A 23,317-nucleotide genomic window follows, 5' to 3' on the forward strand; every position below is an offset into this window, starting at 1 on the left:
GCCGCTCATGTCGCGGACTCGCACGGGTTCTCCGCCGCGGGTTGGCTCAGCCGCACGCCCACCCCGCGGACGGTGTGCAGGTAGCGCGGCTCCTGCGCGGTCTCGCCGAGCTTGCGGCGCAGCCACGACAGGTGCACGTCGACGGTCTTGTCCGCGCCGCCGTACGGGATCTGCCACACCTCGCTGAGCAGTTCCCGCTTGCTCACCACCTGCCCGGCCCGGTTGGCCAGGTGGTGCAGCAGGTCGAACTCGCGGGGCGTCAGGTCCAGCTCGGCGCCGTCCAGGGTGGCCGTGCGTGCGCCCGCGTCGATGCGCAGCCCGCCGACCGTCAACGCCACCGGGTCGGTGCCGGCCGCCCCGCCGCGGCGCAGCACCGCGCGCACCCGGGCGTCGAGCTGCGCGGCCGTGAACGGCTTGACGATGTAGTCGTCGGCGCCCGCGTCGAGCACCCGGACGATCTCCTGCTCGTCGTCGCGGGCGGTCGCCACGATGACCGGCATCGTGCTCACCGCGCGCAGCATCCGCAGCAGCTCCCGGCCGTCCAGGTCGGGCAGGCCGAGGTCGAGGACGATCAGGTCGGGGCGCTCGGCCAGGGCGGTCTGCAGGCCGTCCATCGCGGTGTGCGAGGCGGCCACGGCGTGGCCGCGCTCGCGCAGGGCGCGCAGCAGGGAGGTACGGATCGCCGGATCGTCCTCGATCAGCAGAAGGTGGGCCACGCTGCACGGTAACCCGGCCCCCGGTACGCGGCAGCGCTCTTAACCCTCTCTTAGCGTCCCCGGGGGCCGGCCTTAGGACAGCGCCGGGCATAGTCGATCGGGTGAATCGTCGAACCCTGCTGGTGGCCGCCGGCTGGCTCGGCGCGGCGGTGCTCGCCGTGCTGGTCGGCCTCGGCGCGATCAGCGTCATCGGCAACGGTCTCACCTCGCCGGAGACCCGCCCGCTGAGCGCCGCCGAGGTGGCGGACGAGCTGGCCCGGCAGATCACCGGGTCGCCGTCGGCATCGGCGGGCACGGGGGCACGGCCGTCGTCGCCGCCGGCGCCGGCCACCACCGCGGCCACCCGGACCTTTCCCACCCGGGCCGGCACGGTCGTCGGCCGGTGCGCCGGCACCCGGCCCGAGGTGGTGAGCATGTCGCCGCGGCAGGGCTACGAGCTGCACGAGCAGGATCGGGGCCCGCAGGAGGACGACGCCGAGGGCGAATTCCGCGGCCTGGGCGACCGCGCCGACCGGGTCAAGTTCGAGATCGTCTGCCCCGGCGGCGTGCCCACGCTGGTCGAGGACCACGACGACTGACCGTTGTGCTGTCAGGCCCGGTAGACCGACACGTGGTCGGTGCTGGCCGCCTCGAACGGGCGCCGGTGCCAGTCGGCGTAACGGGCCTCGAACCGCAGGCCGGCCCGGGCGGCGAGCCGGTCGATCTGCTCCGGCCACAGATACCGCATGCCGGACGGCTGGGGCCGCACCCCGGCGGCGGTGAAGTCCGGCCACTGCCGGACGAACGTCTCCGCGGCCCGGTCGTGGCGGTGCGGCCGGAACGGCCCCTCGTCCGCGGCCGCCGCCCGGACCTGCGGGTGCTGCGCGTCGCGTTCGAAGCCGGCCGGGTCCGGCACGAAGGCCTCGATGACGAACGCGCCGCCGGCGGCCAGCACCCGGGCGACGTCGCGGAAGCACGCCGCCTGGCGCTCGGCGTCGACGATCGTGGACAGGGTGTTGTAGACGACGTAGACCAGCGGGAACCGGCCCCGGACGGCGAGGTCCGAGATGTCGCCGACGACCACCGGGATGTCCGCCCCGCCGGGCCGGGCGCGCATCTTCGCCACCAGTTCCGGCGAGCCCTCGACGCCCTCCACCCGCAGGCCGCGGGCCGCCAGGGGCACCGCGACCCGGCCCGTACCGATGGCGAGCTCCAGCACCGGGCCGCCGCCGGCGAGTCCGGCCAGGAAGTCCACCGCCGGGTTCGACATGTCCGTCAGGACAGCAGAGGCTCCGGCCGGGCGGCAAGTACTTTAGCGTCGGTGCCAAGACGATCGGGATCGAGGAACGGGAGTATCTCGTGCATACCACCCAGCTGGGCGACGACCTGACGGTGAGCGCCCTCGGCTACGGGGCCATGGGCCTCGCCGAGGTCTACGGCCCGGCGCAGGACACCGAGTCGCTGGCCACCCTGCACCACGCGGTGGACGTCGGCGTCACCTTTCTCGACACCGCCGACCTCTACGGCGCCGGCAGCAACGAGCGCCTGCTGGCCCGGCTGCTGGCCGACCGGCGCGACGAGGTCACCCTGGCCACCAAGTTCGGCATCACCGCCCGGGACGGCGACCTGAGCACCACGGCGACCCGGGGCGACGCCGGCTACGTCCGGCAGGCCTGCGACGCGAGCCTGGGCCGGCTCGGCGTCGACGTCATCGACCTCTACTACCTGCACCGGCGCGACCTCCGGGTGCCGATCGAGGAGACCGTCGGCGCGATGGCCGAGCTGGTCCGCGCCGGCAAGGTCCGGCACCTGGGCCTGTCCGAGGTGACCGCGGCCGAGCTGCGCCAGGCGTACGCGGTGCACCCGATCGCCGCCGTGCAGAGCGAGTGGTCGCTGTGGAGCCGCGACGTCGAACGGGCCGTGGTGCCGGCCGCCGCGGCGCTCGGGGTGGGCTTCGTGCCGTACTCGCCGCTGGGCCGCGGCTTCCTCACCGGCACCCTCGATCAGGCCGCGATCGCCGGCGACTGGCGGTCCGGGCTGTCCCGCTTCTCCGGCGCCGCGTTCGACCGCAACCAGGCCGTGGTCTCCGGGGTGCGCGGGGTGGCCGCCGAGGTGGGCGCGACCCCGGCTCAGGTGGCGCTGGCCTGGCTGCGTGTCCGGGGCACCGAGCTGGGGCTGCCGGTGGTGCCGATACCCGGCACGCGGCGCGCCGCCCGGGTCGACGAGAACGTCGCGAGCCTCGGCGTGGCCCTGGACGCGGGCCAGCTCAAGCTGCTCGACGACCTGGCCGCCGCGGTGGTCGGCCCGCGCTCGGACCACAGCGATCCGAACTGGGTCTCCGCCACCCGGGAATAGGCCGGCCGCTTCACATCCCGATCTGGGCGGTCGTCAGCTTCGCGACGGCCGCCGGATCGCCGGTGACGTCGACCTCGGCCACCCGCTGCCGGCCGGAGACGAACAGCGCCAGCTCGCCCGGATCGCCGGTGAGCGTGGCGCGGGGCTCGCCGTCGCCGAGCCGGAGCGTGCCGAAGCCGGCGGCCTCGACGAGCACCGGGAAGCCGATCTTGCGCAGGACCAGCCGGGCGGTGAGCCTGGTGGTCCGCCAGATCGCCTGCTGCTCGTCCGGGTGCAGGTCGCGCGGTGCGTATCCGGGCGTGGCGCGCCGGACGTCCTCGTGGTGGATGAAGAACTCGACGGTGTTGGTCAGCGCGTCGGTCAGCGGGTTGCTGATCGGGCTCCACCAGGGCGGGGTGCGCAGCTGGCGGATCAGCTCCGGGTACGGCTGGGACAGCTTGGCCAGCCGCACGTGCTCGCCGTGCCCGGCCAGCGGCGGGATCACCGAGCCGATCATGGCGTCCGGCCGCCGCTCGCGGACGACCAGGTGCGCCGCGAGGTCGCGGGTGGTCCAGCCGGCACACACCGTCGCCAGCTCCGGGCCCACGTGGTGCAGCAGGTCGGCGAGCTGCCGGCGTTCCCCGCGCGCGAAGTCGGTCATTAATCGATGGTAGGCCCCGCGGGCTGCGGCGGAGCCGGGGCTGCGGCGCGGTGTGCTTGTTGACACAATGTAAACCTGTGGCGTTTCGCGGAGGGTTCGGCAGGATGGACCGGTAAGGCCGGGACCCCCGGCGTGGACTTACCGCTGGGCGGAGATCCTTGACCACGAGGGCCAGTCGCGACGTGCTCGGCCGGGGCCTGCGCGTGCTCGGCAGGGCAATCCGCACCGAACCCCGTCTCTTCATCGTCGGCACGGTCGGCAGCAGCCTGTTCGGCCTGCTCGTCATCGCGAATTCATACGTGGTGGGCGGGGTGATCGGCGACGTCGTCGTGCCCGCGTTCGCCGAGCAGCGGGCCGGCGCGGGCGAGCTCGCCCTGATCGCCGCCGTGTTCATCGGCATCGCGGTGCTGCGGGTGGCCAGCATCTTCGGCCGCCGCCTCGGCGCCGGCTACATGCAGTTCCGGCTGCAGGCCCGCTACCGGCGCGCGGTGACCCGGCGCTACCTGGCGCTGCCGCCCGCCTGGCACCAGCGGCACGCCACCGGCACGCTGCTGTCCAACGCCAATTCCGACGTCGAGGCCGCGTTCGTGCCGATCGCGCCGCTGCCGTTCGCGGTCGGCACGATCGTGATGATCGCCGCGGCCCTGGTCTCGCTGTTCCTCACCGACTGGGTCCTCGCCCTGGTCGGCGTCGTCCTCTTCCCGGCCCTGTTCGGCCTCAACCTGGTCTATTCGCGGCGGATGTCGCCCCGGCAGATCCGCGCCCAGCAGCTGCGCGCCAAGGTCAGCGCGGTCGCGCACGAGAGCTTCGACGGCGCGCTGGTGGTCAAGACCATGGGCCGCGAGGCGGCCGAGTCGCGGCGCTTCGCCGTGCACGTCACCGAGCTGCGCGACGCGCTGATCTCGGTCGGCCGGCTCCGCGGCCTGTTCGACCCGCTGATGGACAGCCTGCCCAGCGTCGGCACCCTGGCCGTGCTGATGCTCGGCGCCTGGCGGCTGCAGTCCGGCGCGATCAGCGTCGCCGAGCTGGTCAGCGTCTCGTTCCTGTTCACCGTGCTGGCGTTCCCGGTCCGGGCGATCGGCTGGGTGGTCGCCGAGCTGCCGCGCAGCGTCGCCGGCTGGGAGCGGGTCGAGGCGGTGCTGGGCGCCGACGGCGACCTCGCCTACGGCTCGGCCGAGCCGGCGGGCACCGGGCCCGCGGAGGTCAGCTTCGACCACGTGCACTTCTCGTACGGCGAGGGCACCGAGGTGCTGCACGACGTCACCTTCACCGTCCCCGCCGGCCGGACGGTCGCCCTGGTCGGCGCGACCGGCTCGGGCAAGTCGACGATCGCCTCGCTGGCCGTGCGGCTGGTCGACCCCGACAAGGGCACTGTCTGCCTCGACGGCACCCCGCTGCCCGAGCTGAGCGTGCCGGCGCTGGCGTCGGCGGCGGCGCTCGTGCCGCAGGTGCCGTTCGTCTTCGACGACACCGTGCGCGGCAACGTGACCCTGGAGCGGGCCGGCCTGGACGACGACGCCGCCTGGTCCGCGCTGCGCCTGGCCCAGGCCGAGGGCTTCGTCGGCAACCTCGCCGACGGCCTGGACACCGCGGTCGGCGAGCGTGGCACGTCGCTCTCCGGCGGGCAGCGCCAGCGGCTCACCCTGGCCCGGGCGCTGGCCGGGCAGCCGCGGTTGCTCGTCCTCGACGACGCCACCAGCGCCGTCGACCCGCGGGTGGAGGCTGCCATCCTGGCCTCGCTGCGCAGGCACGACTCGGGGGCGTCGATCCTGGTCGTCGCCTACCGGCGGGCCACCATCGCGCTCGCCGACCAGGTCGTCTACCTCTGCGATGGCCGGGTGGTGGCCACCGGCACCCACGCCGAGCTGCTCGCCACCGAGCCCGGCTATCTCAATCTGGTCACCGCGTACGAGCAGGCCGAGGCCGCTCGCGAAGAAGACAGCAGGGTTACCGCGTGACTGCCGCCGTCCTGGAGAAAGCCGCCGTCGCGGAGAAGCCCGAAGAAGGCACCCTGGCGACCGTCCGGCGCGGCATCGCGCTCTCGCCCGAGCTGCGGCCCGGGCTGATCGGCACGCTCGCCCTGGCGCTGGTCTCGATGGCCGGCCGGGTCGCCGTGCCGATCGCGGTGCAGCAGGGCATCGACCGCGGCATCCGGGCGCCCGGCGGCCCGGACCTGGGCGTCGTGGCGGTCGTCGTCGGCCTGACCCTGGCCGTCCTGGTGGTCTCCACCGCCTGCGGCTATGCGATGACCCGGCGGCTGTTCACGGTCAGCGAGACCGCGCTGGCCGGGCTGCGCTCGCGCACCTTCCGGCACATCCACGATCTGTCGATGCTGCACCAGCAGTCCGAGCGGCGCGGCTCGCTGGTCTCCCGGGTCACCGGCGACGTCGACCAGATCACCCAGTTCCTGCAGACCGGCGGCGTGATGCTGCTGCTCACCTCCGGGCAGCTGGTGGTCACCACGATCGTCATGTTCGTCTACTCGTGGCAGCTGACCCTGGTGGTGTTCGCCGCGTTCCTGCCGGCCGTGGTGATCATCAGGCTGTTCCAGAGGCGGCTCGCCGGCGTCTACCGGGTCGTGCGCGAGCGCACCGGCACGATGCTCGGCGCGGTCGCCGAGAGCGTGGTCGGCGCGACCGTCATCCGCGCGTACGGGGTGGCCGGGCGGACCGGCAAGCGGCTCGACACCTCCATCGAGAGCCTGCGGGTGGCACAGCAGAAGGCCCTGCGGACCAGCGTGATCAGCTTCTCGACCGGGGAGATCGCGGCCGGGGTGGCGCTGGCCGCCGTGGTGGTCGTGGGCGTGCTGCTCGGCGTCGACGGCGGCCTCACCGTCGGCAAGCTGACCGCGTTCCTGTTCCTGGTCACCCTCTTCATCCAGCCGGTGCAGATCGCCACCGAGGTGCTCAACGAGGCGCAGAACGCGGTCGCCGGGTGGCGCCGGGTGCTCGACGTGCTCGACATCGAGCCGGACGTGGCCGACCCGGAGGCGCGGGGCGTGGAGCTGCCGCCCGGCCCGCTCTCGGTGCGCTTCGCCGACGTGTCATACAACTATCCCGGCGCCCTGTCCAACCACCCCGCCGCCACCCTTGACCGGACTAAAGGCACTCCCTTTGTGCTCGCCGACGTCGATCTGGAGATCGCGGCGAAGACCCGGGTGGCGGTGGTCGGCGAGACCGGCAGCGGCAAGACGACCTTCGCGAAGCTGCTCACCCGGCTGATGGACCCGTCCGGCGGCGAGGTGCTGCTCTCCGGCACGCCGCTGACCTCGGTGCGCTTCGCCTCGCTGCGCTCGCGGGTGGTGATGGTGCCGCAGGACGGCTTCCTGTTCGACGCGACGGTGGCGGAGAACATCCGCTTCGCGGCGCCCGAGCTGTCCGGCGCGGATCTGGAGCTGGCGTTCGTCGAGCTGGGCCTGGCGGACTGGCTCGCCGGGCTGCCGCTCGGGCTGCAGACCTCGGTGGGCGAGCGCGGCGAGGCGCTCAGCGTGGGGGAGCGGCAGCTGGTCGCGCTGGTACGGGCGTACGTGGCGGACCCGGACCTGCTGGTGCTGGACGAGGCGACCAGCGCGGTCGACCCGGCCACCGAGGTGCGCCTGCAGCGCGCGCTCGACACCGTCACCCGGGGCCGCACCACCGTGGCCATCGCCCACCGGCTGTCCACCGCGCAGTCCGCCGACGAGGTGATCGTGGTGGACGCGGGCCGCGTCGTGCAACGCGGCCCGCATGCCACCCTGCTGGAGGACGAGGGCTCGATCTACGCCAAGCTCTACGCCTCCTGGCTGGAACAGACCCGCTGAGTTCGCGACTCAGCGGTCACAAGGCGATCGCCGCGGAGCGGAGCGACGCCATCATTATCGCGCGTAGAACTCGACGACCAGCTGCTCGTCGCAGATCACCGGGACCTCGGCGCGCAGCGGCTTGCGGATCACGATGATGCGAAGCTCCTCGATCGCCGTGGACAGGTACGGCGCCGTCGGGCCGTCCAGGTGCGCACCGGTGGCCGCGATCTGGAACGGCGGCTTCTGCCGGCTGCTCTCGCGCACCTCGACGACCTGGCCCGGCTTGAGCCGGTACGACGGCCGGTCGACCTTCGTGCCGTCCACCGTGAAGTGACCGTGCGCGACGAGCTGGCGGGCCTGGTAGATGGTGCGGGCCAGGCCGGCGCGCTGCACGGTCGCGTCGAGGCGGCTCTCCAGCAGGGCGACCATGTTCTCGCCGGTCTTGCCCTCCTTGCGGTGCGCGTCGTCGTAGGCCTTGCGCATCTGCGCCTCGCTGATGTTGTACTGGTGCCGCAGGCGCTGCTTCTCGAGCAACCGGACCTGGTAGTCCGACGCCTTGCGCCGCCCCCGGCCGTGCATGCCGGGCGGGAACGGCCGCCGCTCGAAATACTTCACGCACTTGCGTGTCAGCGGAATGCCGAGTGCCCGCGACAGCCGGGCCTTGGGTCGGGAGTTGTTCACGGGCGATCTCACTCCAGTTGAGGGGCGCTGTGGTTCAGGTGTGTTGTACGGTTAGGCTCACCTTACTAAGGCAATCCTAACCGGTGCTCGGAGGTACCCGATATGCAGCCCACGCCCGCCGAGGTCGCCCGTACCCTGGCCGCCGGACACCTGCCCGCCACCGCGCACATCGCGTGCCGGCAGGGTCCGTACCCGGTACGGCACGTGACCGACAGCCAGGGCCGGTTGCTGCTGCTGGCCCCTAGCAACGGAGCCCTGACCACCGCGCTGCGCCCCACCGCGGGCAACGACGACACCGCGCTGGTGCTCGACATCAGCGACGTGCCGCCGGTCGCCGGCGCACCCTCGCTGGGCCGGGTGTGGGTGGCCGGCTGGGCCGTCGCGCTCACCGGCGAGCAGGCCCGCGAGGCCGCGCTGGACTACGCCGACACCGACCCGGCGGCCGACCTGCTCGACGTGGGCGACACCCAGGTCCTGCACCGGATGGAGGTCGCCGAGGTCCGCTACGAACGCAACGGCGTGCTGGTGGACATCGACCCCGACGACTACGCGCTGGCGAGCCCGGACCCGCTGCGGACCGTCGAGTTCGACCTGGTCGCCGACCTCGCCGACCACCACGTCGACGAGATGGCCGACTACGTCCGCCGCCAGCTCGGCCCGGCCGCCCGCCCCGGCGACGAGCCCAAGGTCGTGCGCCTGGACCGGTACGGCTTCATGGTCCGCCTCGGCGACCGGGTCGCCCGGCTGGCGTTCCCGCGGCCGGTCGCCGACCGGCACGACCTGGCCCACCTGCTGCACCCGGTGCTGTGCCACCGCTGCACCGGCGAGCGCGAGGCGGCGGCCTAGGCCGTCTCGAAGACCCCCGGCAGGTCGCCCGTCAGGTAGCGCTGCACGGCCGGGCCGATCGCGGCCACCAGCTGCTCGGCCGGGGCGGAGGCCACCGGCTCGACCTTGAGCACGTAGCGGACCATCACCAGCCCGCCGATCTGGGTGGCGACCAGCGCGGCCCGGGTCTGTGCCTGCTTCTCGTCGATGTCCAGCTCCGCGACCGCGCGGCGCAGCACCTGGGTGACGACGAACTCGCGCAGCAGCCGGGCGGTCCACTCGTTGCTCATCGCCGAGCGCAGCAGCCCCACCGCGGCGATGCCGGCCGGCGAGTCCCAGACGCTGATCAGCAGCGCCACGAGCCGCTCGCCGGCCTGCTCGCGGGGCCCGGCCATCGCCTTCGGGACCACCTCGGCGGGGTTGATCGGCAGGTTCATGGTCGCCAGGAAGAGTTTTTCCTTGGTGCCGAAGTAGTGGTGGATCAGCGCCGGGTCGACCCCGGCCACGGCGGCGATGGCCCGCACCGAGGCCTTGTCGTAGCCGACCTCCGCGAAGGCCTTGCGGGCGGATTCCAGGATGGACTGCTTGGTGTCCTGGTTGCCCGGACGCCGCCCGCTACGCCGTACCAAGAACAGCTCCTCGTCAGGGTGTGCGACGCCGCAGCGTCGCGGCGGCCAGGACCAGGGCGACTATCGCCGCGCCGGCCACGACCGTCAGGTCGCGCCACATCGTCGTGGTGGCCTCCGGGTGCGCGCCGACCTGGGCCAGCGCCTCGACCGCGTAGGACAGCGGCAGCACGTCCGCGGCCGCCTGCAGCCAGCCCGCCATCTGCGCCCGCGGCACGAACAGACCGCAGAGCAGCAGTTGGGGGATGACCACTACCGGTAGGAACTGTACGGCCTGGAACTCGGTGCGCGCGAAGGCGCTGCAGAACAGCCCGAGCGCCACCCCGAGCACCGCGTCGACCACGGCGATCAGCACAACCAGCCCGGAAGTGCCGACCGTGTCCAGCCCGAGCACCCAGTACGCCGCCGCGACCGCGACACCGGCCTGCGCCGCCGCGGCCAGGCCGAACGCCAGCCCGTAGCCGAAGAGCAGGTCGAGCTTGCCGAGCGGAGTGGTGAGCAGCCGCTCCAGGGTGCCGGTGGTGCGCTCGCGCAGCATCGCGATGCTGGTCACCAGAAACATGATCACGAACGGGAAGATCCCGAGCATGACCAGCGCGATCCGGTCGAAGGTGCCACCCGCGTCGTCGTACATGAAATAGAGCAGGGTGAGCAGCGCCGCCGGCACGACGACCAGCAACCCGACCGTGCGCCGGTCGTGCCGCAGCTGCCGCAGGATGCGCGCCGCCGTCGAAAGCGTGATCCGGACGTTCATGCCGTGCCTCCCTTTGGCGTGTCCTTCTGGCCCTCGCCTGCGAGGTTGGTGGTCGGTGCGGCTGAGTGCCGCTCGGTGCAGGCGCTCATGCCGTCACCTGTTCGCTGTCGCGGATCAACCGGAGGAAAGCCTCTTCCAGATCCTCGGTGCCGGCTGCCGCGCGGATCGCCGCCGGGGAGTCGTCGCCGATCAGCCGGCCTTCGCGGATGAGCAGCAGCCGGTCGCAGCGCCCTGCCTCGTCCATCACGTGGCTGGAGACCAGCAGCGTCGTGCCCGCCGCGGCGAGGGCGTGGAATTTCGCCCACAGGTCCGCGCGCAGGACCGGATCCTGTCCGACGGTGGGCTCGTCGAGCACCAGCAGCCGGGGCGCGCCGATCATCGCGCAGCCGAGGGAGGCCCGGCTGCGCTGGCCGCCGGAGAGATTGCCGACCAGTTGCCCGGCGGCGCCGGCCAGGCCGACGTCGGCGATCGCCCGGTCCGCGTCGGCCGCGCTCAGGCCGTAGAGGGAGGCGAAATACCGAGCGTTCTCCCGGACGGAGAGGTCGGCGTAGACGCTGGGGGCCTGGGTGACATAGCCCACCGTACGCCGCAGCGCGGGCGCCCCCGCGGCCTCGCCGAGCACGGTGACCGTGCCGGACTTCACGACCTGCACCCCGACGATCGCCCGGATGAGCGTCGTCTTCCCGCTGCCGCTGGGGCCGAGCAGCCCCGTGACGCTGCCGGCCGCGACGGCGCAGCTGATCCCGTGCAACACGCGACGTCTGCCGCGCTCGACCACGAGGCTGTCGACCTCGATGGCGCTGCTCATGGTGCCTCCCCAAGAACTCATCATCTGTTGAGTTCAACGCTAGATGAATTCTGCGGGCCGGGCAATCGAGATTCGCGAAACTGGCACACGGGCATGACAAAAGCCGCGATCCCGCAGCTGACTTCCCTGAAACCGGGGCAGCGGGCGGCGGGCGCCGCCCGCACCTGCGTTCGGGCACCGGTTTCGCGGATCTTGGAGATCTCTGGCGTGTCCGGCGCCCTCGCGTATCAAGGTCGCGACTTTCGGCGGCGATGTGCGCGGTTTGTGGGTTTTGGGTCCGGAGTGTGGGACCGGATGCTCAGGAGGTGGGTAGCAGTGCCCGGCGGGGCTCATCAGTTGGACGTAGGCCCGCACGGTGGGCTTTCGAGTCCGGTCGTGCTCGGGCTCGCGGTGTGGTCAGTTTCCGCGCCCTGGCGCATCGGCGAGCTCCCGCACCGCTCCGGCACAACATTGGCCTGACCCCGAGCTCAGGTGGGCCGGTGTGCTGGCGGACCATGCGGGCTCCTGGCCTGGCACCGGGGTCTTCCGCGGGCCTGAATTTTGGAGGCTCGCTACGTGAAATGCCCGGACCAACGTTCGCCGGTCCGGGCATTTCAGGGTGGAGCACCGAATTACAGGGCCAGGATGCGGTCCAGGAACTCGCGGTAGCCGCGCATCGCCATGCGCATGCTCTCGGTGTCCGGCTTCGCCCCGGCCCGCAGCGGGTCCAGGTCGTCGCGCTCGGCCAGCATCGACTCGGTCAGCTCGTGCACGGCCTCGGTGAGCAGGTCGTGGGCCCGGGTCAGGGCGGCCACCGGGTCGTCGACGAACTGCGCCTTGACCTCGTGCCACTCGGCGCGGAACTGGTCGCTGGCCGACTCCGCCCAGAACGTGATCGAGATGTCGTTCACGTCGCCCGGGCGCAGCGGCGCCTCGGTGGTCTCGGCCCGGTCCAGCCGCCGGCCGGCCGCGGCCTCGGCAGCGTCGTCCGACCGCCGGTCGTCCGCGCCGACGGCCCGCCGGTCGTCCGTACTGGCCAGCCGCCGGTCGTCTGCGCCGACGGACCGCCGGTCGTCTGCGCCGACGGACCGCCGGTCGTCTGCACTGGTCGGCCGCCTGTCGTCCGCGCCGGACGTCCGCCGGTCGTCCGCGCTGGTCGGCCGCCTGTCGTCCACGCCGGACGTCCGCCGGGGAGCGGGCGCCGCCTGCTCGTCGGCGGCCTCGTCATCGCGGCTGCGGCGCCCGGTGGCAGGCGCGCTGACCGGCACGGCGGCGCTGCCCGACGCGCCCGCCCGCGGCCCGGCCGTGGCCCAGCCGGTCGGCTCGAGCCGGGTCGGCTCCAGCCGGGTCGGCGCGGACGAGTCGGCCTTGAGCACGTGCGGCACGGCCGCCGGCGCGGGAGCCGGCGGCGTGCTCACCGGCCGGCCCGGCATCGGCACCGGCACCTGGGCGGATCCGGCTGCGGACGGGGTGGCGCTGACCGGGCGCGCGGCCTGCTGCGGGCGGACGCCCTGCTGCGGGGGCACAGCCTGCTGCGGGGGCACAGCGGACGCGGCCATGCCCGGCGCCGCCTGCTGCGGAGCACCGGCACCGGTCACCGGCGCGGAGCCGGGAGACTGCGGCGCGAACGGTGAGGGCGCGAACGAGGGTCCGGCCGGGCCGTCGTCCTCGGCCGGGGCGAACGGCGACCGCGAGCCGGGTGGCACGTCGTTGCCGGCGGGCGCGAACACCGGGCGGCCGCCCGGTGCGGTGTCCTCGGCCGGGATGAACGCCGAGCGGGGTGACTCCTCGTTGACGGCCGGGATGAACGCCGACCGGGGTGACTCCTCGTTGGCCGCCGGGATGAAGGCGGAACGCGCCGCGTCGTCGCCGGGCTGGGCGAAGGACGCCGAGGGCGACGACGGGAGCGGGTTGTCGCCGCCCGGGGCGAACGGCGAGCGCGAGCCGGGCAGCGGGCCGCTGCCCACCGGCGGCTGTCCGTTGGCGACCGGTGCGCCGCCGTGCCGGGGCCCGGCGTCGCCGTTGCGGTGCCCGTTGGTCTCCACCGGAGGGAAACCGCCCTGGTTGGTCCACCGGGCGCCGTTGCCGCCCAGCAGCGCGTCCGCCGGGCGCCGCGAGCCGAGGGCCACCATCTGGGTGTCGCTGGTCAGCGCCGGGTGTGGCCGGGGCGCGAACGGATTCGGCGACTGTTCGTCGGACTCCTGCTGGTCATCGTGCGGATGGGACTGCTGATCGCTCACCTGCGGGTGCTCCCCGGTCGGGCCGGCGGCGCCGGCTGGCTGGTCGGACGCGTGCGCCGCGGCGCCGGCGGTGGCCTGCGACGCGCCCGGATCCTCATCGGACTGCCGTGGAGCCGGCGCGGGTATCCCGTGCACCGGCCAGAAGCGGGCGAGGCCACGCGACTGCCGGACGTTCTCGGGCTCGGAGGTCGGCTCCATCGGTTCAAGACTCCCGTTCCAGTGGCGGCGCCATCCGCGGGGCGGGCCGGTCGGACGGCGGGCGCGGCACCTGGTAGGCGCAACGCAGGACGACGGTACCGTCCCCGGCCGTCCGGTCACACCCCCGGTGCGGGTCCGTGACCGGATCGTGGGCTATCGGTACGGCCTCGTGGACGCTGTCGCCCGGTGCGGGAGAATGTGACACTGTGCCCGCGACTGACCTTGTGAACGGACCTGTCTCCGCGCTGGATCCGGCGATCGCCGCCCGCCTGCGCCGCACCTCCGACGGCCTGGTGGCCGCGATCGTCCAGGAGGCCGGCACCGGCGACGTGCTGATGCTCGCCTGGATGGACGACGAGGCGCTGCACCGCACGTTGACCACCGGCCGGGCGACCTACTGGTCACGCAGCCGCCGGGAATACTGGGTCAAGGGCGCCACCTCGGGCCACCACCAGTACGTGCGGTCGGTGGCGCTGGACTGCGACGGTGACGCGCTGCTGGTCACGGTCGAGCAGATCGGCGCGGCCTGCCACACCGGCACCCACACCTGCTTCTTCGACGAGCTGCCGGCCAGCACCACGGTCTCGGGTGACCTGCCGGCGACCGCGCCGGGTGCGGGCGCATGACCAGCGGCTCGGTGACCCCCGACGAGGACGGCTTCGTCGCGCAGGCGGCCCGGCGCCGGGTGGTGCCCGTCGTGCGCCGGCTGCTGGCCGACGGCGAGACCCCGATCGGCGTCTACCGCAAACTGGCCGGCGGCCCGGGCACCTTCCTGCTCGAGTCCGCCGAGCAGGGTGCCGGCTCCGCCGCCTGGTCGCGGTATTCGTTCATCGGCGTGCGCAGCGCCGCCACCCTGGTCGAACGCGACGGCGAGGCCGCCTGGCTCGGCAACCCGCCTGCCGGCGTACCCCTGCGGGGTGATCCGGTGGTCGCGCTGCGGGAGACTGTCGCGGCCCTGGCCGCGCCGGTGGGGTCCGGCGACGGCAATGGCCTGCCGCCGGCGCCCGGGGAGCCCGGCGCGGGCGACGACCTGCCGCCGCTGACCGGGGGCATGGTCGGTTACCTCAGCTACGACCTGGTCCGCCGCTTCGAGCGGTTGCCGGCCACCACCACCGACGATGTGCCCCTGCCCGAGCTGGGCATGATGCTCGCCACCGACCTGGTCGTGCTGGATCACTACGACGGCTCGGCGATCCTGGTGGCCAACGCGGTGCTGGATCCGGACGCCTCGGCCGCCGCCGCCCGCGCGGCCTACCACCAGGCGGTCGGCCGGCTCGACGCGATGACCACCGCGCTGTCCCGGCCCACCCCACCGATGATCTCCACGGTCGAGCGGGTGCCGCCCGGTGCGGTGGTCAGCCGCACCGCGCCGGGCGACTACCAGCGGGCGGTCGAGACGGCCAAGGAGGCCATCCGGGCCGGCGAGTGCTTCCAGATCGTCGTCGCCCAGCGCTTCGAGCGCGCCACCGACGCCGACCCGCTCGACGTCTACCGGGTGCTGCGGGCGACGAACCCGAGCCCGTACATGTATCTCCTGCGCTTCGACGACTTCGACATCGTCGGCTCGTCGCCGGAGGCGCATCTGAAGGTCAGCGCCGAGCACGGCGGGGTCCGCCGGGCGCTGCTGCACCCGATCGCCGGCACCCGCTGGCGCGGCGCCACGCCCGAGCAGGACAACGCGCTCGCGGCGGAGCTGCTCGCCGATCCCAAGGAACGCGCCGAGCACGTCATGCTCGTCGACCTGGGCCGCAACGACCTGGGCCGGGTGTGCCGGGCGGGCACCGTCGAGGTGCCGGACTTCGCCCGCATCGAGCGGTACAGCCACGTCATGCACATCGTCTCCACCGTCGTCGGTGAGCTGAGCGCCGACCGCACCGCCTTCGACGCGCTGGCCGCGACGTTCCCGGCCGGGACGCTGTCGGGCGCGCCCAAGGTCCGGGCCATGGAGATCATCGAGAGCCTCGAACCGACCCGCCGCGGCCTGTACGGCGGCACGGTCGGCTACTTCGGCTTCGCCGGCGACATGGACATGGCGATCGCGATCCGCACGGCGCTGATGCGCGGCGGGAAGGCCTACGTGGGTGCCGGCGCCGGCATCGTGGCCGACTCGGACCCGGCGGCCGAGGAGCAGGAGACCCGCAACAAGGCCGCGGCCGTACTGGCGGCGATCGCCGCCGCCGAGACGCTGCGCGCGGCGCGCTGATGACCCCCGGGCGCCGGCTGGCCTACTCGGTGTCGCTCTGCGCCGCGGGCGCCGGCCTGGCCGCCTACGGCGTCACCCGGACCTGGTCGGAGATCGTCACGGCGCGGCCGGGCCTGTCGTCGCTGCGGGACGCCCGGACCGGCGCGGACCTCGAGCCCTGGGTGCTCGGCCTGGCGCTGGTCGCCCTGGCCGGGGCGGGGGCGCTGCTGGCGACCCGCGGCGTGGCCCGCCGGCTGCTCGGCGGGCTGCTGGCCCTGGTCGGCCTCGGGGTCGCGGCCGGAGCGATCGCCGGCCGGGCCGGGCTGGCGGTGGGCGCGGCCGGGGCCGGGGCCACCCTGGGCCCGGTGGCCTGCGTCCTGGGCGGGCTGTGGATCGTGCTCGGTGGCCTGGCGGCGGCCCGTTCCGGCCACGAGTGGCCGGCCATGGGCGCCCGCTACGAACGGCGGGGCGGCGTGGCGACGGCCCCCGACGGGGATCGGGACGCCGACGTGGATCAGCGGGTGGACACCAGGGCGGCCTGGGACGCGCTCGACCGCGGCGACGACCCGACCGCGCGCTGACGGTCGCGCCGCGCCCGCCGGGTGCGGGGCCGGGCGGCCAGCGCCGCGACCATCACGTCCATGTCGGCGCGGGCCTGGGCGCGGGCCCGGTCGGCACAGATCGCCGCCCACGCGTTGCCCTGAGCGGTGCGCACGTTGTCGTCGCCCACCACGCGGCGCTCGACCCCGGCGACCAGATCGGCGGCCGCCGCGATGACGGCCCGGGAGACGGTGACGAAACCAACCTCTGCAGTTGCCATGGTCAACCTCACGAGACTCGTGCCGGGGCCGGCGTTGCTTACGCCGCCGACCAGTCTGCCCGAATCCGATGATGCCGGAGTCGTATTTCCGACTAGTGACGCCACCGTCACCATGATGGGGCATCGGCCGATCATCCAGGGGGTCGCAGGTAGACGCCTGCGGCCTGCGAGGAGGATGTGACAGGAGATACAGTGCGCCACCAGGCTGCGCATTATGCAGGAGCCCATCCCGTGAGGCGCGCCATACCCCGGGGGGCTGGACAAGTCGGCGGCCACCTAGCATCGGGCCGAGGACACCCGGAGAGGGGAGTCATTAGGTGACATCCGATCAGGCGGAAGCCGGCAGTGGCGGACCCGCCGAGCGTGGTGCGGGACCGCAGAACGTGCTCGAGGAGATCCTGGCGGGGGTGCGCGAGGACGTCGCGGCCCGCCAGCAGCAGCTCTCGCTGGAGCAGGTGCGCGACCTCGCCGCGGCGGCGCCGCCGGCGATCGACGCGTACGCGGCCCTGCGCAAGCCCGGCGTGGCGGTGATCGCTGAGGTCAAGCGGTCGTCGCCGTCGAAGGGCGCGCTGGCCGACATTCCCGACCCGGCGGAGCTGGCGGGCGAATACGCGGCGGGCGGCGCGCGGTGCATCAGCGTGCTCACCGAGGGCCGCTGGTTCGGCGGATCGCTGGCCGACCTGGCCGCGGTGCGAGCCGCGGTCAACGTGCCGGTGCTGCGCAAGGACTTCGTGGTCTCCAGCTATCAGGTGCACGAGGCGCGGGCGCACGGCGCCGACCTCGTCCTGCTCATCGTGGCGGCGCTGGAGCAGAACGTGCTCACCGGCCTGCTGGAGCGCATCGAGTCGCTGGGCATGACGGCGCTCGTCGAGGTGCACAACGAGGAGGAGGCCGACCGGGCCCTGGACGCCGGGGCCCAGGTCATCGGCGTCAACGCCCGCGACCTGCGCACCCTCGAGGTGGACCGGTCCGTCTTCGAGCGGATCGCGCCCGGCCTGCCGAACAACGTCGTGAAGATCGCCGAGTCGGGCGTGCGCGGCCCGCACGACCTGATCCGGTACGCGTCGGCCGGCGCGGACGCGGTGCTGGTCGGCGAGGGCCTGGTGACCAAGAAGAGCCCGCGTGACGCGGTCGCCGAGCTGGTCAACGCGGGCAACCACCCGGCGACGCCGCGGCCCGTGCGATGAGCGCTCCGGCGCTGCCGGACCTGGCCGGGCATTTCGGTCGGTACGGCGGCAGGTTCGTGCCCGAGGCCCTGGTCCGGGCGCTCGACGAGCTGGACGCGGCATACCGGGCGGCGAAGGTCGACCCGGTGTTCCAGGAGCGGTTCACCGGCCTGCTGCGCGACTACGCGGGCGTGCCGTCGCTGCTCTACCGCGCCGAGCGGCTGTCCGCGGCGCTCGGCGCCGAGGTGCTGCTCAAGCGCGAGGACCTGAACCACACCGGCGCGCACAAGGTGCGCAACGTGCTGGGCCAGGCCCTGCTCGCCAAGCAGATGGGCAAGCCGCGGGTCATCGCGGAGACCGGCGCCGGCCAGCACGGCGTCGCCAGCGCCACCGCGGCGGCGCTGCTCGACCTCGAGTGCGTCGTCTACATGGGCGAGATGGACACCGAGCGGCAGGCGCTGAACGTGGCGCGGATGCGCATGCTCGGCGCCACGGTCGTGCCCGTGACCAACGGCTCGCGCACGCTCAAGGACGCGCTCAACGAGGCCCTGCGCGACTGGGTCTCCAGCGTCGACACGACCCACTACCTGCTGGGCACGGCCGCCGGCCCGCACCCGTTCCCGGAGATCGTCCGCGACTTCGTCGGCGGCATCGGCATCGAGGCCCGCGCGCAGTGCCTGGAGAAGCTGGGCCGGCTGCCCGACGCGGTGGCGGCCTGCGTGGGCGGCGGCTCGAACGCCATCGGCATCTTCCACGCCTTCGTGCCCGACGAGGACGTGCGGCTGTACGGCTTCGAGGCCGGCGGTGACGGCGTGGAGACCGGCCGGCACGCCGCGTCGATCACCGGCGGCTCGGCGGGCGTGCTGCACGGCGCCCGCACCTACGTCCTGCAGGACGAGGACGGCCAGACGGTCGAGTCGCACTCCATCTCGGCCGGCCTGGACTACCCGGGTGTCGGCCCGGAGCACGCCTGGCTGCACGACACCGGCCGGGCCCGCTACGAGCCGGTGACCGACGCCGAGGCCATGGCGGCGTTCCAACTGCTCTGCCGCACCGAGGGCATCATCCCGGCGATCGAGAGCGCGCACGCGCTGGCCGGCGCCGCCCGGATCGTGCCGGCGCTGACCGCGGAGCTGGGCCGGACGCCGACCATCGTGATCAACCTGTCCGGGCGCGGCGACAAGGACGTGCACACCGCGGGCGCGTACTTCGGCATCCTCGACCAGGTCGAGACCATCGTCCCGGGGGAGAACTCGTGAGCATCGCCGAGACCTTCGGCAAGGCCAAGGCCGAGGGGCGCGCGGTGCTCGTCGGCTGCATGCCGGCCGGCTTCCCGACCGTCGACGAGAGCATCGCCTCGATGGTCGCCATGGCCGAGTCCGGCTGTGACGTCATCGAGGTCGAGCTGCCGTACTCCGACCCGGTCATGGACGGCCCGGTGATCCAGCGGGCCAGCGACATCGCCCTGGCCGGCGGCGTGCGCACCCGGGACACGCTGCGGATCATCGAGGCGGTCGCGAACGCCGGTGCCACCGTCGTGCTGATGACCTACTGGAACCCCGTCGAGCGGTACGGCGTGGACGCGTTCGCCCGCGATCTCGCCGCCGCCGGGGCGACCGGCATGATCACCCCGGACCTGATCCCGGACGAGGCCGCCGAGTGGATCGCCGCCGCCGACCGGTACGCGATCGACCGCACCTTCCTGGTGTCGCCCTCGTCGACCGACGAGCGTCTCGCCATGACCCTCGGCCAGTGCCGGGGCTTCGTCTACGCGACCGCGCTGATGGGCGTCACCGGCGCCCGTACGGCGGTCTCGTCGCAGGCCCCCGAGTTGGTCGCCCGGATCCGCCGGGCCGATCCGGACCTGCCCGTCGGCGTCGGCCTGGGTGTCGGCAACGGCGCGCAGGCGGCCGAGGTGGCCGCGTTCGCCGACGGCGTCATCGTCGGCAGCGCATTGATCCGGTGCGTGCTGGACGCGCCCGACCGGGGCACCGGGCTGGATCGGCTGCGCGCGCTGAGCGCGGAGCTGGCCGAGGGTGTCCGGGGCACCAAACCCTCTTGATGGCGTACGCAGGGATCGGCGGTAGGGTGCGCGCGTGAACTTCGCCGCTATCCCCAGCCCCACGACGTCGGTCTGGCACGTCCTCGGACTGCCGATCCGGGCATACGCACTCTGCATCGTCGCGGGCATCATCGTTGCCGTCCTGGTCATGGAGTACCGGCTGCGCCGCCGCGGTGTCGCACCGTGGGCGTCGCTGGACATGGCCGTCTGGGCCGTGCCCTTCGGCATCGTCGGTGCCCGGATCTATCACGTCGTCACGTCGCCGGGCGACTATTTCGGCGCCGGTGGTGACCCGATCCGGATCTTCCAGATCTGGGAGGGCGGCCTCGGTATCTGGGGTTCCGTCCTCGGCGGCGCGCTCGGTGCCTGGTTCGCCGCCCGCCAGCTCGGCCTGCCGCTGAGCGTCTTCGCCGACGCGCTCGCCCCCGCGCTGCCGCTGGCCCAGGCCGTCGGCCGGATCGGCAACTGGTTCAACAACGAGCTGTACGGCAGCGTCACGACCCTGCCGTGGGGCCTGCGGGTGCACGACATGGACCGGGCCAACCCGGGCCACGCGACCGTCATCGACGGCAAGGCTGTGACCCTGCCCGACCTCTACCATCCGGCCTTCCTCTACGAGCTGGTGTGGAACGTCGGCGTCGCGGGCCTGGTCTTCCTGCTGGACCGCCGGTTCAAGTTCGGCCGCGGCCGGGCGTTCGCGATCTACGTGATGGCCTACACCGTGGGCCGCTTCTGGATCGAGATGCTGCGGGTCGACGAGGCCAACCACCTCTTCGGCGTACGGCTCAACGTCTTCACCTCCGTCGTGGTGTTCCTCGGGGCGCTGATCTACTTCCTGCTGGTCAAGGGCCCCCGCGAGTACGTGGTGCCGATCGACGCGCCGGACACCGCGCCGGAGCCGTCCGCCGAGAGCGACATCTCGCAGGTCGACGTCGGCGGTGCGCAGGCCGCGGCCAAGCCGCCCACGGCCTATCAGGTGGTCAGCGAGGAACGCTTCCACGCGTACGAGCGCACCGGGGTCCTGCCACCCGCCGAGCCGGCCCCGCTCGCCGAAGCCGACGACGCTGGCTCGCCCGAGGCCGGCAAGGTCCCTGCCGCTGCTCCGGCTTCGCCCGCTGCTCCGGCTGCCGCTGCTTCTGCTCCGGCTACCCCCGCTGCCCCGGCTGCCGCTGCTTCTGCTCCGGCCGCCCCCGCTGCTCCGGTTGCTCCCGCCGTCGCGGACAGCTCCGCCAAGTCCGACGCTGCGGACAACACCGACAAGTCCGGCCCATCGGCCGCCGAGCCCGCGGAGACCGACGACAAGTCGTCTGCTTCCGCCTCCGCCGACGAACACTGACGGCCCGGCCTCGGCGGAAGGCGGCGGTGTGCGCACGGCCGTAGTCGTGGGGGCGGGCATGGCGGGGCTGGCCGCCGCCGGCGCGCTGGCCCGCGACGGCTGGCAGGTGACCCTGCTGGAGTCCGGCGAGCGGATCGCCGCGTCCCCGACCGCCCTGGTGCTCTGGCCCAACGGCCGGCGCGCCCTGGACGCCCTGGACCCCGACGGCGGCTGGTCGGCGATCGTGTCGCCGCTGCCGGACGGTGGCGTGCGCCGCCCGGACGGCCAGTGGCTCGTCGCGCCCCGGGCGCGGCCGGGCGCCGGTCCCGCCCCGGCGGTCGTGCACCTCGTGGACCTCTACGACGCGCTGGTGGCCGGGCTCGGTGACCGGGTGGACATCCGAACCGGGGTGGCCGTCACCGGCGTGCGCACCGGGCGCGCCCAGCGGCCGTCCGTGACCGACGGCCGCACCCGCTACGAGGCCGACCTGCTGGTCGCGGCCGACGGCATCGACAGCCCGGTGCGCCGCGCCCTGGCACCGGACGCCACCGCCGTCGGCTCGGGTTTCGCCGCCTGGCAGGCGGTCATCCCCGGCTACCGGGTGCCGGACCTGCCCCCGGACCAGGCGACCGGCGGCGAGACCCTCGGCGCCGGCTACCGCTTCGTCTCCATTCCGCTCGGTGGCCGCGCCGCCGGCCAGGGCGGTGTCTACTGGGTGGCCACGGCGGCCGGGGCCCCGCGCCCGGAGCCGCCCGCGACCCAGCTCGCGCTGCTGCGGCGCTGGTTCGCCGACTGGCACCCGCCGGTCGGTGCGCTGCTCGCCGCGACCCTCCCCGAGGACCTGGTCCCGCAGGAGGTCCGCGAGTTGCGGCCGCTGCCGCGCGCCTACAGCTTCCGATCCGGACCGGGCGGCGTGGTGCTGCTCGGCGACGCCGCCCACGCGATGCCGCACCACCTGGGGCAGGGCGCCTGCCTGGCGTTCGAGGACGCGGCCACGCTGCGGGCGCTGGTCGCCGACGCGCAGCCGGGCCCGGCGCTGGGCGCGGCGGTGGAGGAATACGACCGGGCGCGCCGGCCCCGCACCGCCAGCGTGGTCCGGCAGACCCGGCGGATGTCGGCCGTGGTGCAGGCGCGCGGGCGGCTCGCGCTGCGGGCCCGCAACGCGGCACTGGGCTCGCTGCGGCCCCGGATCCTGGGCCACGCACACGGCCAGACCGCCGACTGGCATCCCCCGGACTGAGCACCGCGGCTGGTGCCGTCGCGGCCTAGAGGACCGCGGCCGATGCCGTCGCGGGTTAGAGGACCGCGGCCGGCTCGGCGATGCAGGCGGTGCCGATGCGGCGGAAGCCGACCTTGGAATAGAGCCGCGCCACGTCGTCGTCGCCCGCGGACAGGAACACCAGATCGCTGCCGTCCATCAGGGTGCGCCGGGCCAGGCTCGCGGTGAGCTGCGACGCGTAGCCGCGGCGCCGGGCCGACGGCAGCGTCGCCACCCCGGCGACCTCGCCGACCACGTCCACCCGCTGGACCGAGCCACAGGCCAGGATCCCGTCGGTGGGTGACTCGACCACGGCGCTGAGGAACCGGCCGGACGCGTGCCGGCGGGTCAGCTCGGTCACGGCCTCGTCGCTCAGCGGCGGCACGGCGTCGCGCTGCGCCGGGCCGGCCACCTCCACCACCAGCGAGCCGCTCTGCACCGTGGTCGCGTTGGCCGGGGCGCCGAAGCCCAGCCGGCCGACCGCGCGGCTGATGCTGATGTCGGCGCCGAAGGTGGTCGAGGCCGGCTCGAGGAAGCGGATGGTGGCGCCGGGCAGCGGCAGGTCCGGCACCAGGGCCGCGTTCTCCAGCACCATCAGCGGCGCGAGCAGCACCCCCAGCCCGGCGGAGCGGGCCACGGCCAGCAGGTCGGGGGTCGTCTCGTGCACCCACTCGAAGGCCTCGGGCACGCCGAGCTCACGTTGCCGCTGCCGCACGGCGGTAACATCGGCGGCGGACGGGGCGCCGGCACCGCCCAGGCGGGGCCGGGCATAGTAGGGCCAGCCCGCGCCATCGCTGACGAAGAGCACGAAACCACCGATCTCCTCCGCGACGGCGGCGTCGCGGGGCACGGCATCGTAGAAACGTTCCAGCCGGGTGAAGACGTCGGTATCCTCTATCGCCACCGCGCGAGACTACCCGTTGGTTCTGCGG

General features: G+C 73.9%; 23 protein-coding genes. 13 read left to right on the plus strand and 10 right to left on the minus strand.

Annotated features, from left to right (window positions below; all coding sequences use genetic code 11):
• Positions 1-5: 5 nt before the first annotated feature.
• Complete coding sequence (locus DMB66_RS39825; RefSeq protein WP_125809304.1) at positions 6-716, minus strand: response regulator transcription factor; 711 nt, start codon at positions 714-716, stop codon at positions 6-8.
• A gap of 101 nt (positions 717-817) precedes the next feature.
• Between DMB66_RS39825 and DMB66_RS39830 the strand changes: the two genes are divergently transcribed.
• On the plus strand, positions 818-1,294 hold the full coding sequence (locus tag DMB66_RS39830) for a hypothetical protein (protein ID WP_125809305.1): 477 nt from the start codon (positions 818-820) through the stop codon (positions 1,292-1,294).
• 11 nt (positions 1,295-1,305) lie between these two features.
• Here DMB66_RS39830 and DMB66_RS39835 read toward each other — a convergent pair whose 3' ends face one another.
• Entirely contained in the window at positions 1,306-1,965 is a 660-nt protein-coding gene (locus DMB66_RS39835) for a class I SAM-dependent methyltransferase (protein ID WP_125809306.1), read from the minus strand.
• An 89-nt stretch (positions 1,966-2,054) separates the two neighbouring features.
• On the opposite strand from DMB66_RS39835, the gene DMB66_RS39840 reads away from it, so the two are divergent.
• Positions 2,055-3,050 (plus strand): aldo/keto reductase, encoded by a 996-nt coding sequence (locus DMB66_RS39840; protein WP_233625171.1) that lies wholly within the window; start codon positions 2,055-2,057, stop codon positions 3,048-3,050.
• 10 nt (positions 3,051-3,060) lie between these two features.
• Here DMB66_RS39840 and DMB66_RS39845 read toward each other — a convergent pair whose 3' ends face one another.
• Positions 3,061-3,690: a TIGR03085 family metal-binding protein gene (locus DMB66_RS39845; protein ID WP_125809307.1), complete on the minus strand. Its 630-nt coding sequence runs from the start codon at positions 3,688-3,690 to the stop codon at positions 3,061-3,063.
• Between the two features lie 203 nt (positions 3,691-3,893).
• Between DMB66_RS39845 and DMB66_RS39850 the strand changes: the two genes are divergently transcribed.
• Both DMB66_RS39850 and DMB66_RS39855 read left to right on the plus strand, forming a co-directional pair.
• On the plus strand, positions 3,894-5,648 hold the full coding sequence (locus DMB66_RS39850; protein WP_125809332.1) for an ABC transporter ATP-binding protein: 1,755 nt from the start codon (positions 3,894-3,896) through the stop codon (positions 5,646-5,648).
• Complete coding sequence (locus DMB66_RS39855; RefSeq protein WP_370320118.1) at positions 5,645-7,489, plus strand: ABC transporter ATP-binding protein; 1,845 nt, start codon at positions 5,645-5,647, stop codon at positions 7,487-7,489. Before DMB66_RS39850 ends, DMB66_RS39855 begins: the two co-directional genes overlap by 4 nt.
• A gap of 54 nt (positions 7,490-7,543) precedes the next feature.
• Here DMB66_RS39855 and rpsD read toward each other — a convergent pair whose 3' ends face one another.
• Entirely contained in the window at positions 7,544-8,152 is a 609-nt protein-coding gene (rpsD, locus tag DMB66_RS39860) for a 30S ribosomal protein S4 (RefSeq protein WP_125809308.1), read from the minus strand.
• Positions 8,153-8,254: 102 nt separating this feature from the next.
• On the opposite strand from rpsD, the gene DMB66_RS39865 reads away from it, so the two are divergent.
• Positions 8,255-8,998, plus strand: a complete 744-nt coding sequence (locus DMB66_RS39865) for a DUF2470 domain-containing protein (RefSeq protein WP_125809309.1) — start codon at positions 8,255-8,257, stop codon at positions 8,996-8,998.
• On the opposite strand, the gene DMB66_RS39870 is transcribed toward DMB66_RS39865, so the two are convergent.
• The 4 genes from DMB66_RS39870 to DMB66_RS39885 all read right to left on the minus strand — a co-directional run bounded on the left by DMB66_RS39870 (position 8,995) and on the right by DMB66_RS39885 (position 13,582).
• Complete coding sequence (locus DMB66_RS39870) at positions 8,995-9,606, minus strand: TetR family transcriptional regulator (RefSeq protein ID WP_125809310.1); 612 nt, start codon at positions 9,604-9,606, stop codon at positions 8,995-8,997. The two genes, DMB66_RS39865 and DMB66_RS39870, sit on opposite strands and share 4 nt — an antisense overlap.
• Positions 9,607-9,619: 13 nt before the next feature.
• The gene (locus tag DMB66_RS39875; RefSeq protein ID WP_125809311.1) at positions 9,620-10,357 is read right to left on the minus strand and encodes an ABC transporter permease; all 738 of its coding nucleotides are present in this window, start codon (positions 10,355-10,357) and stop codon (positions 9,620-9,622) included.
• Between the two features lie 85 nt (positions 10,358-10,442).
• Complete coding sequence (locus DMB66_RS39880; RefSeq protein ID WP_125809312.1) at positions 10,443-11,165, minus strand: ABC transporter ATP-binding protein; 723 nt, start codon at positions 11,163-11,165, stop codon at positions 10,443-10,445.
• Positions 11,166-11,776: 611 nt separating this feature from the next.
• Complete coding sequence (locus tag DMB66_RS39885) at positions 11,777-13,582, minus strand: hypothetical protein (RefSeq protein WP_125809313.1); 1,806 nt, start codon at positions 13,580-13,582, stop codon at positions 11,777-11,779.
• Positions 13,583-13,788: 206 nt separating this feature from the next.
• On the opposite strand from DMB66_RS39885, the gene hisI reads away from it, so the two are divergent.
• From hisI to DMB66_RS39900, 3 genes are read left to right on the plus strand one after another with little or no spacing between them, the layout of a single operon-like run.
• On the plus strand, positions 13,789-14,208 hold the full coding sequence (hisI, locus tag DMB66_RS39890; RefSeq protein ID WP_233625172.1) for a phosphoribosyl-AMP cyclohydrolase: 420 nt from the start codon (positions 13,789-13,791) through the stop codon (positions 14,206-14,208).
• Positions 14,205-15,785, plus strand: a complete 1,581-nt coding sequence (locus DMB66_RS39895) for an anthranilate synthase component I (RefSeq protein ID WP_125809314.1) — start codon at positions 14,205-14,207, stop codon at positions 15,783-15,785. The genes hisI and DMB66_RS39895 overlap by 4 nt, the downstream gene beginning before the upstream one ends.
• A complete protein-coding gene (locus DMB66_RS39900; RefSeq protein ID WP_125809315.1) occupies positions 15,785-16,345 on the plus strand; it encodes a Trp biosynthesis-associated membrane protein in 561 nt (186 codons plus the stop codon). The genes DMB66_RS39895 and DMB66_RS39900 overlap by 1 nt, the downstream gene beginning before the upstream one ends.
• Here DMB66_RS39900 and DMB66_RS39905 read toward each other — a convergent pair.
• A complete protein-coding gene (locus DMB66_RS39905) occupies positions 16,279-16,584 on the minus strand; it encodes a hypothetical protein (RefSeq protein ID WP_125809316.1) in 306 nt (101 codons plus the stop codon). The genes DMB66_RS39900 and DMB66_RS39905 overlap by 67 nt on opposite strands.
• Before the next feature lie 383 nt (positions 16,585-16,967).
• Here DMB66_RS39905 and trpC point away from each other — a divergent pair, with 383 nt between their 5' ends.
• The 5 genes from trpC to DMB66_RS39930 are packed head-to-tail and all read left to right on the plus strand — an operon-like array spanning position 16,968 to position 22,367.
• The gene (gene trpC / locus DMB66_RS39910) at positions 16,968-17,771 is read left to right on the plus strand and encodes an indole-3-glycerol phosphate synthase TrpC (RefSeq protein ID WP_125809335.1); all 804 of its coding nucleotides are present in this window, start codon (positions 16,968-16,970) and stop codon (positions 17,769-17,771) included.
• Positions 17,768-19,009: a tryptophan synthase subunit beta gene (gene trpB, locus DMB66_RS39915; RefSeq protein WP_125809317.1), complete on the plus strand. Its 1,242-nt coding sequence runs from the start codon at positions 17,768-17,770 to the stop codon at positions 19,007-19,009. The genes trpC and trpB overlap by 4 nt, the downstream gene beginning before the upstream one ends.
• Positions 19,006-19,812, plus strand: a complete 807-nt coding sequence (gene trpA / locus DMB66_RS39920) for a tryptophan synthase subunit alpha (RefSeq protein WP_125809318.1) — start codon at positions 19,006-19,008, stop codon at positions 19,810-19,812. The genes trpB and trpA overlap by 4 nt, the downstream gene beginning before the upstream one ends.
• 34 nt (positions 19,813-19,846) lie before the next feature.
• The gene (lgt, locus tag DMB66_RS39925) at positions 19,847-21,148 is read left to right on the plus strand and encodes a prolipoprotein diacylglyceryl transferase (RefSeq protein ID WP_199752897.1); all 1,302 of its coding nucleotides are present in this window, start codon (positions 19,847-19,849) and stop codon (positions 21,146-21,148) included.
• A 28-nt stretch (positions 21,149-21,176) separates the two neighbouring features.
• Complete coding sequence (locus DMB66_RS39930) at positions 21,177-22,367, plus strand: NAD(P)/FAD-dependent oxidoreductase (protein WP_125809319.1); 1,191 nt, start codon at positions 21,177-21,179, stop codon at positions 22,365-22,367.
• A 55-nt stretch (positions 22,368-22,422) separates the two neighbouring features.
• On the opposite strand, the gene DMB66_RS39935 is transcribed toward DMB66_RS39930, so the two are convergent.
• Positions 22,423-23,289 (minus strand): GNAT family N-acetyltransferase, encoded by an 867-nt coding sequence (locus DMB66_RS39935; protein WP_125809320.1) that lies wholly within the window; start codon positions 23,287-23,289, stop codon positions 22,423-22,425.
• Positions 23,290-23,317 lie beyond the last annotated feature (28 nt).

The sequence above is a fragment of the Actinoplanes sp. ATCC 53533 genome (assembly GCF_003947245.1).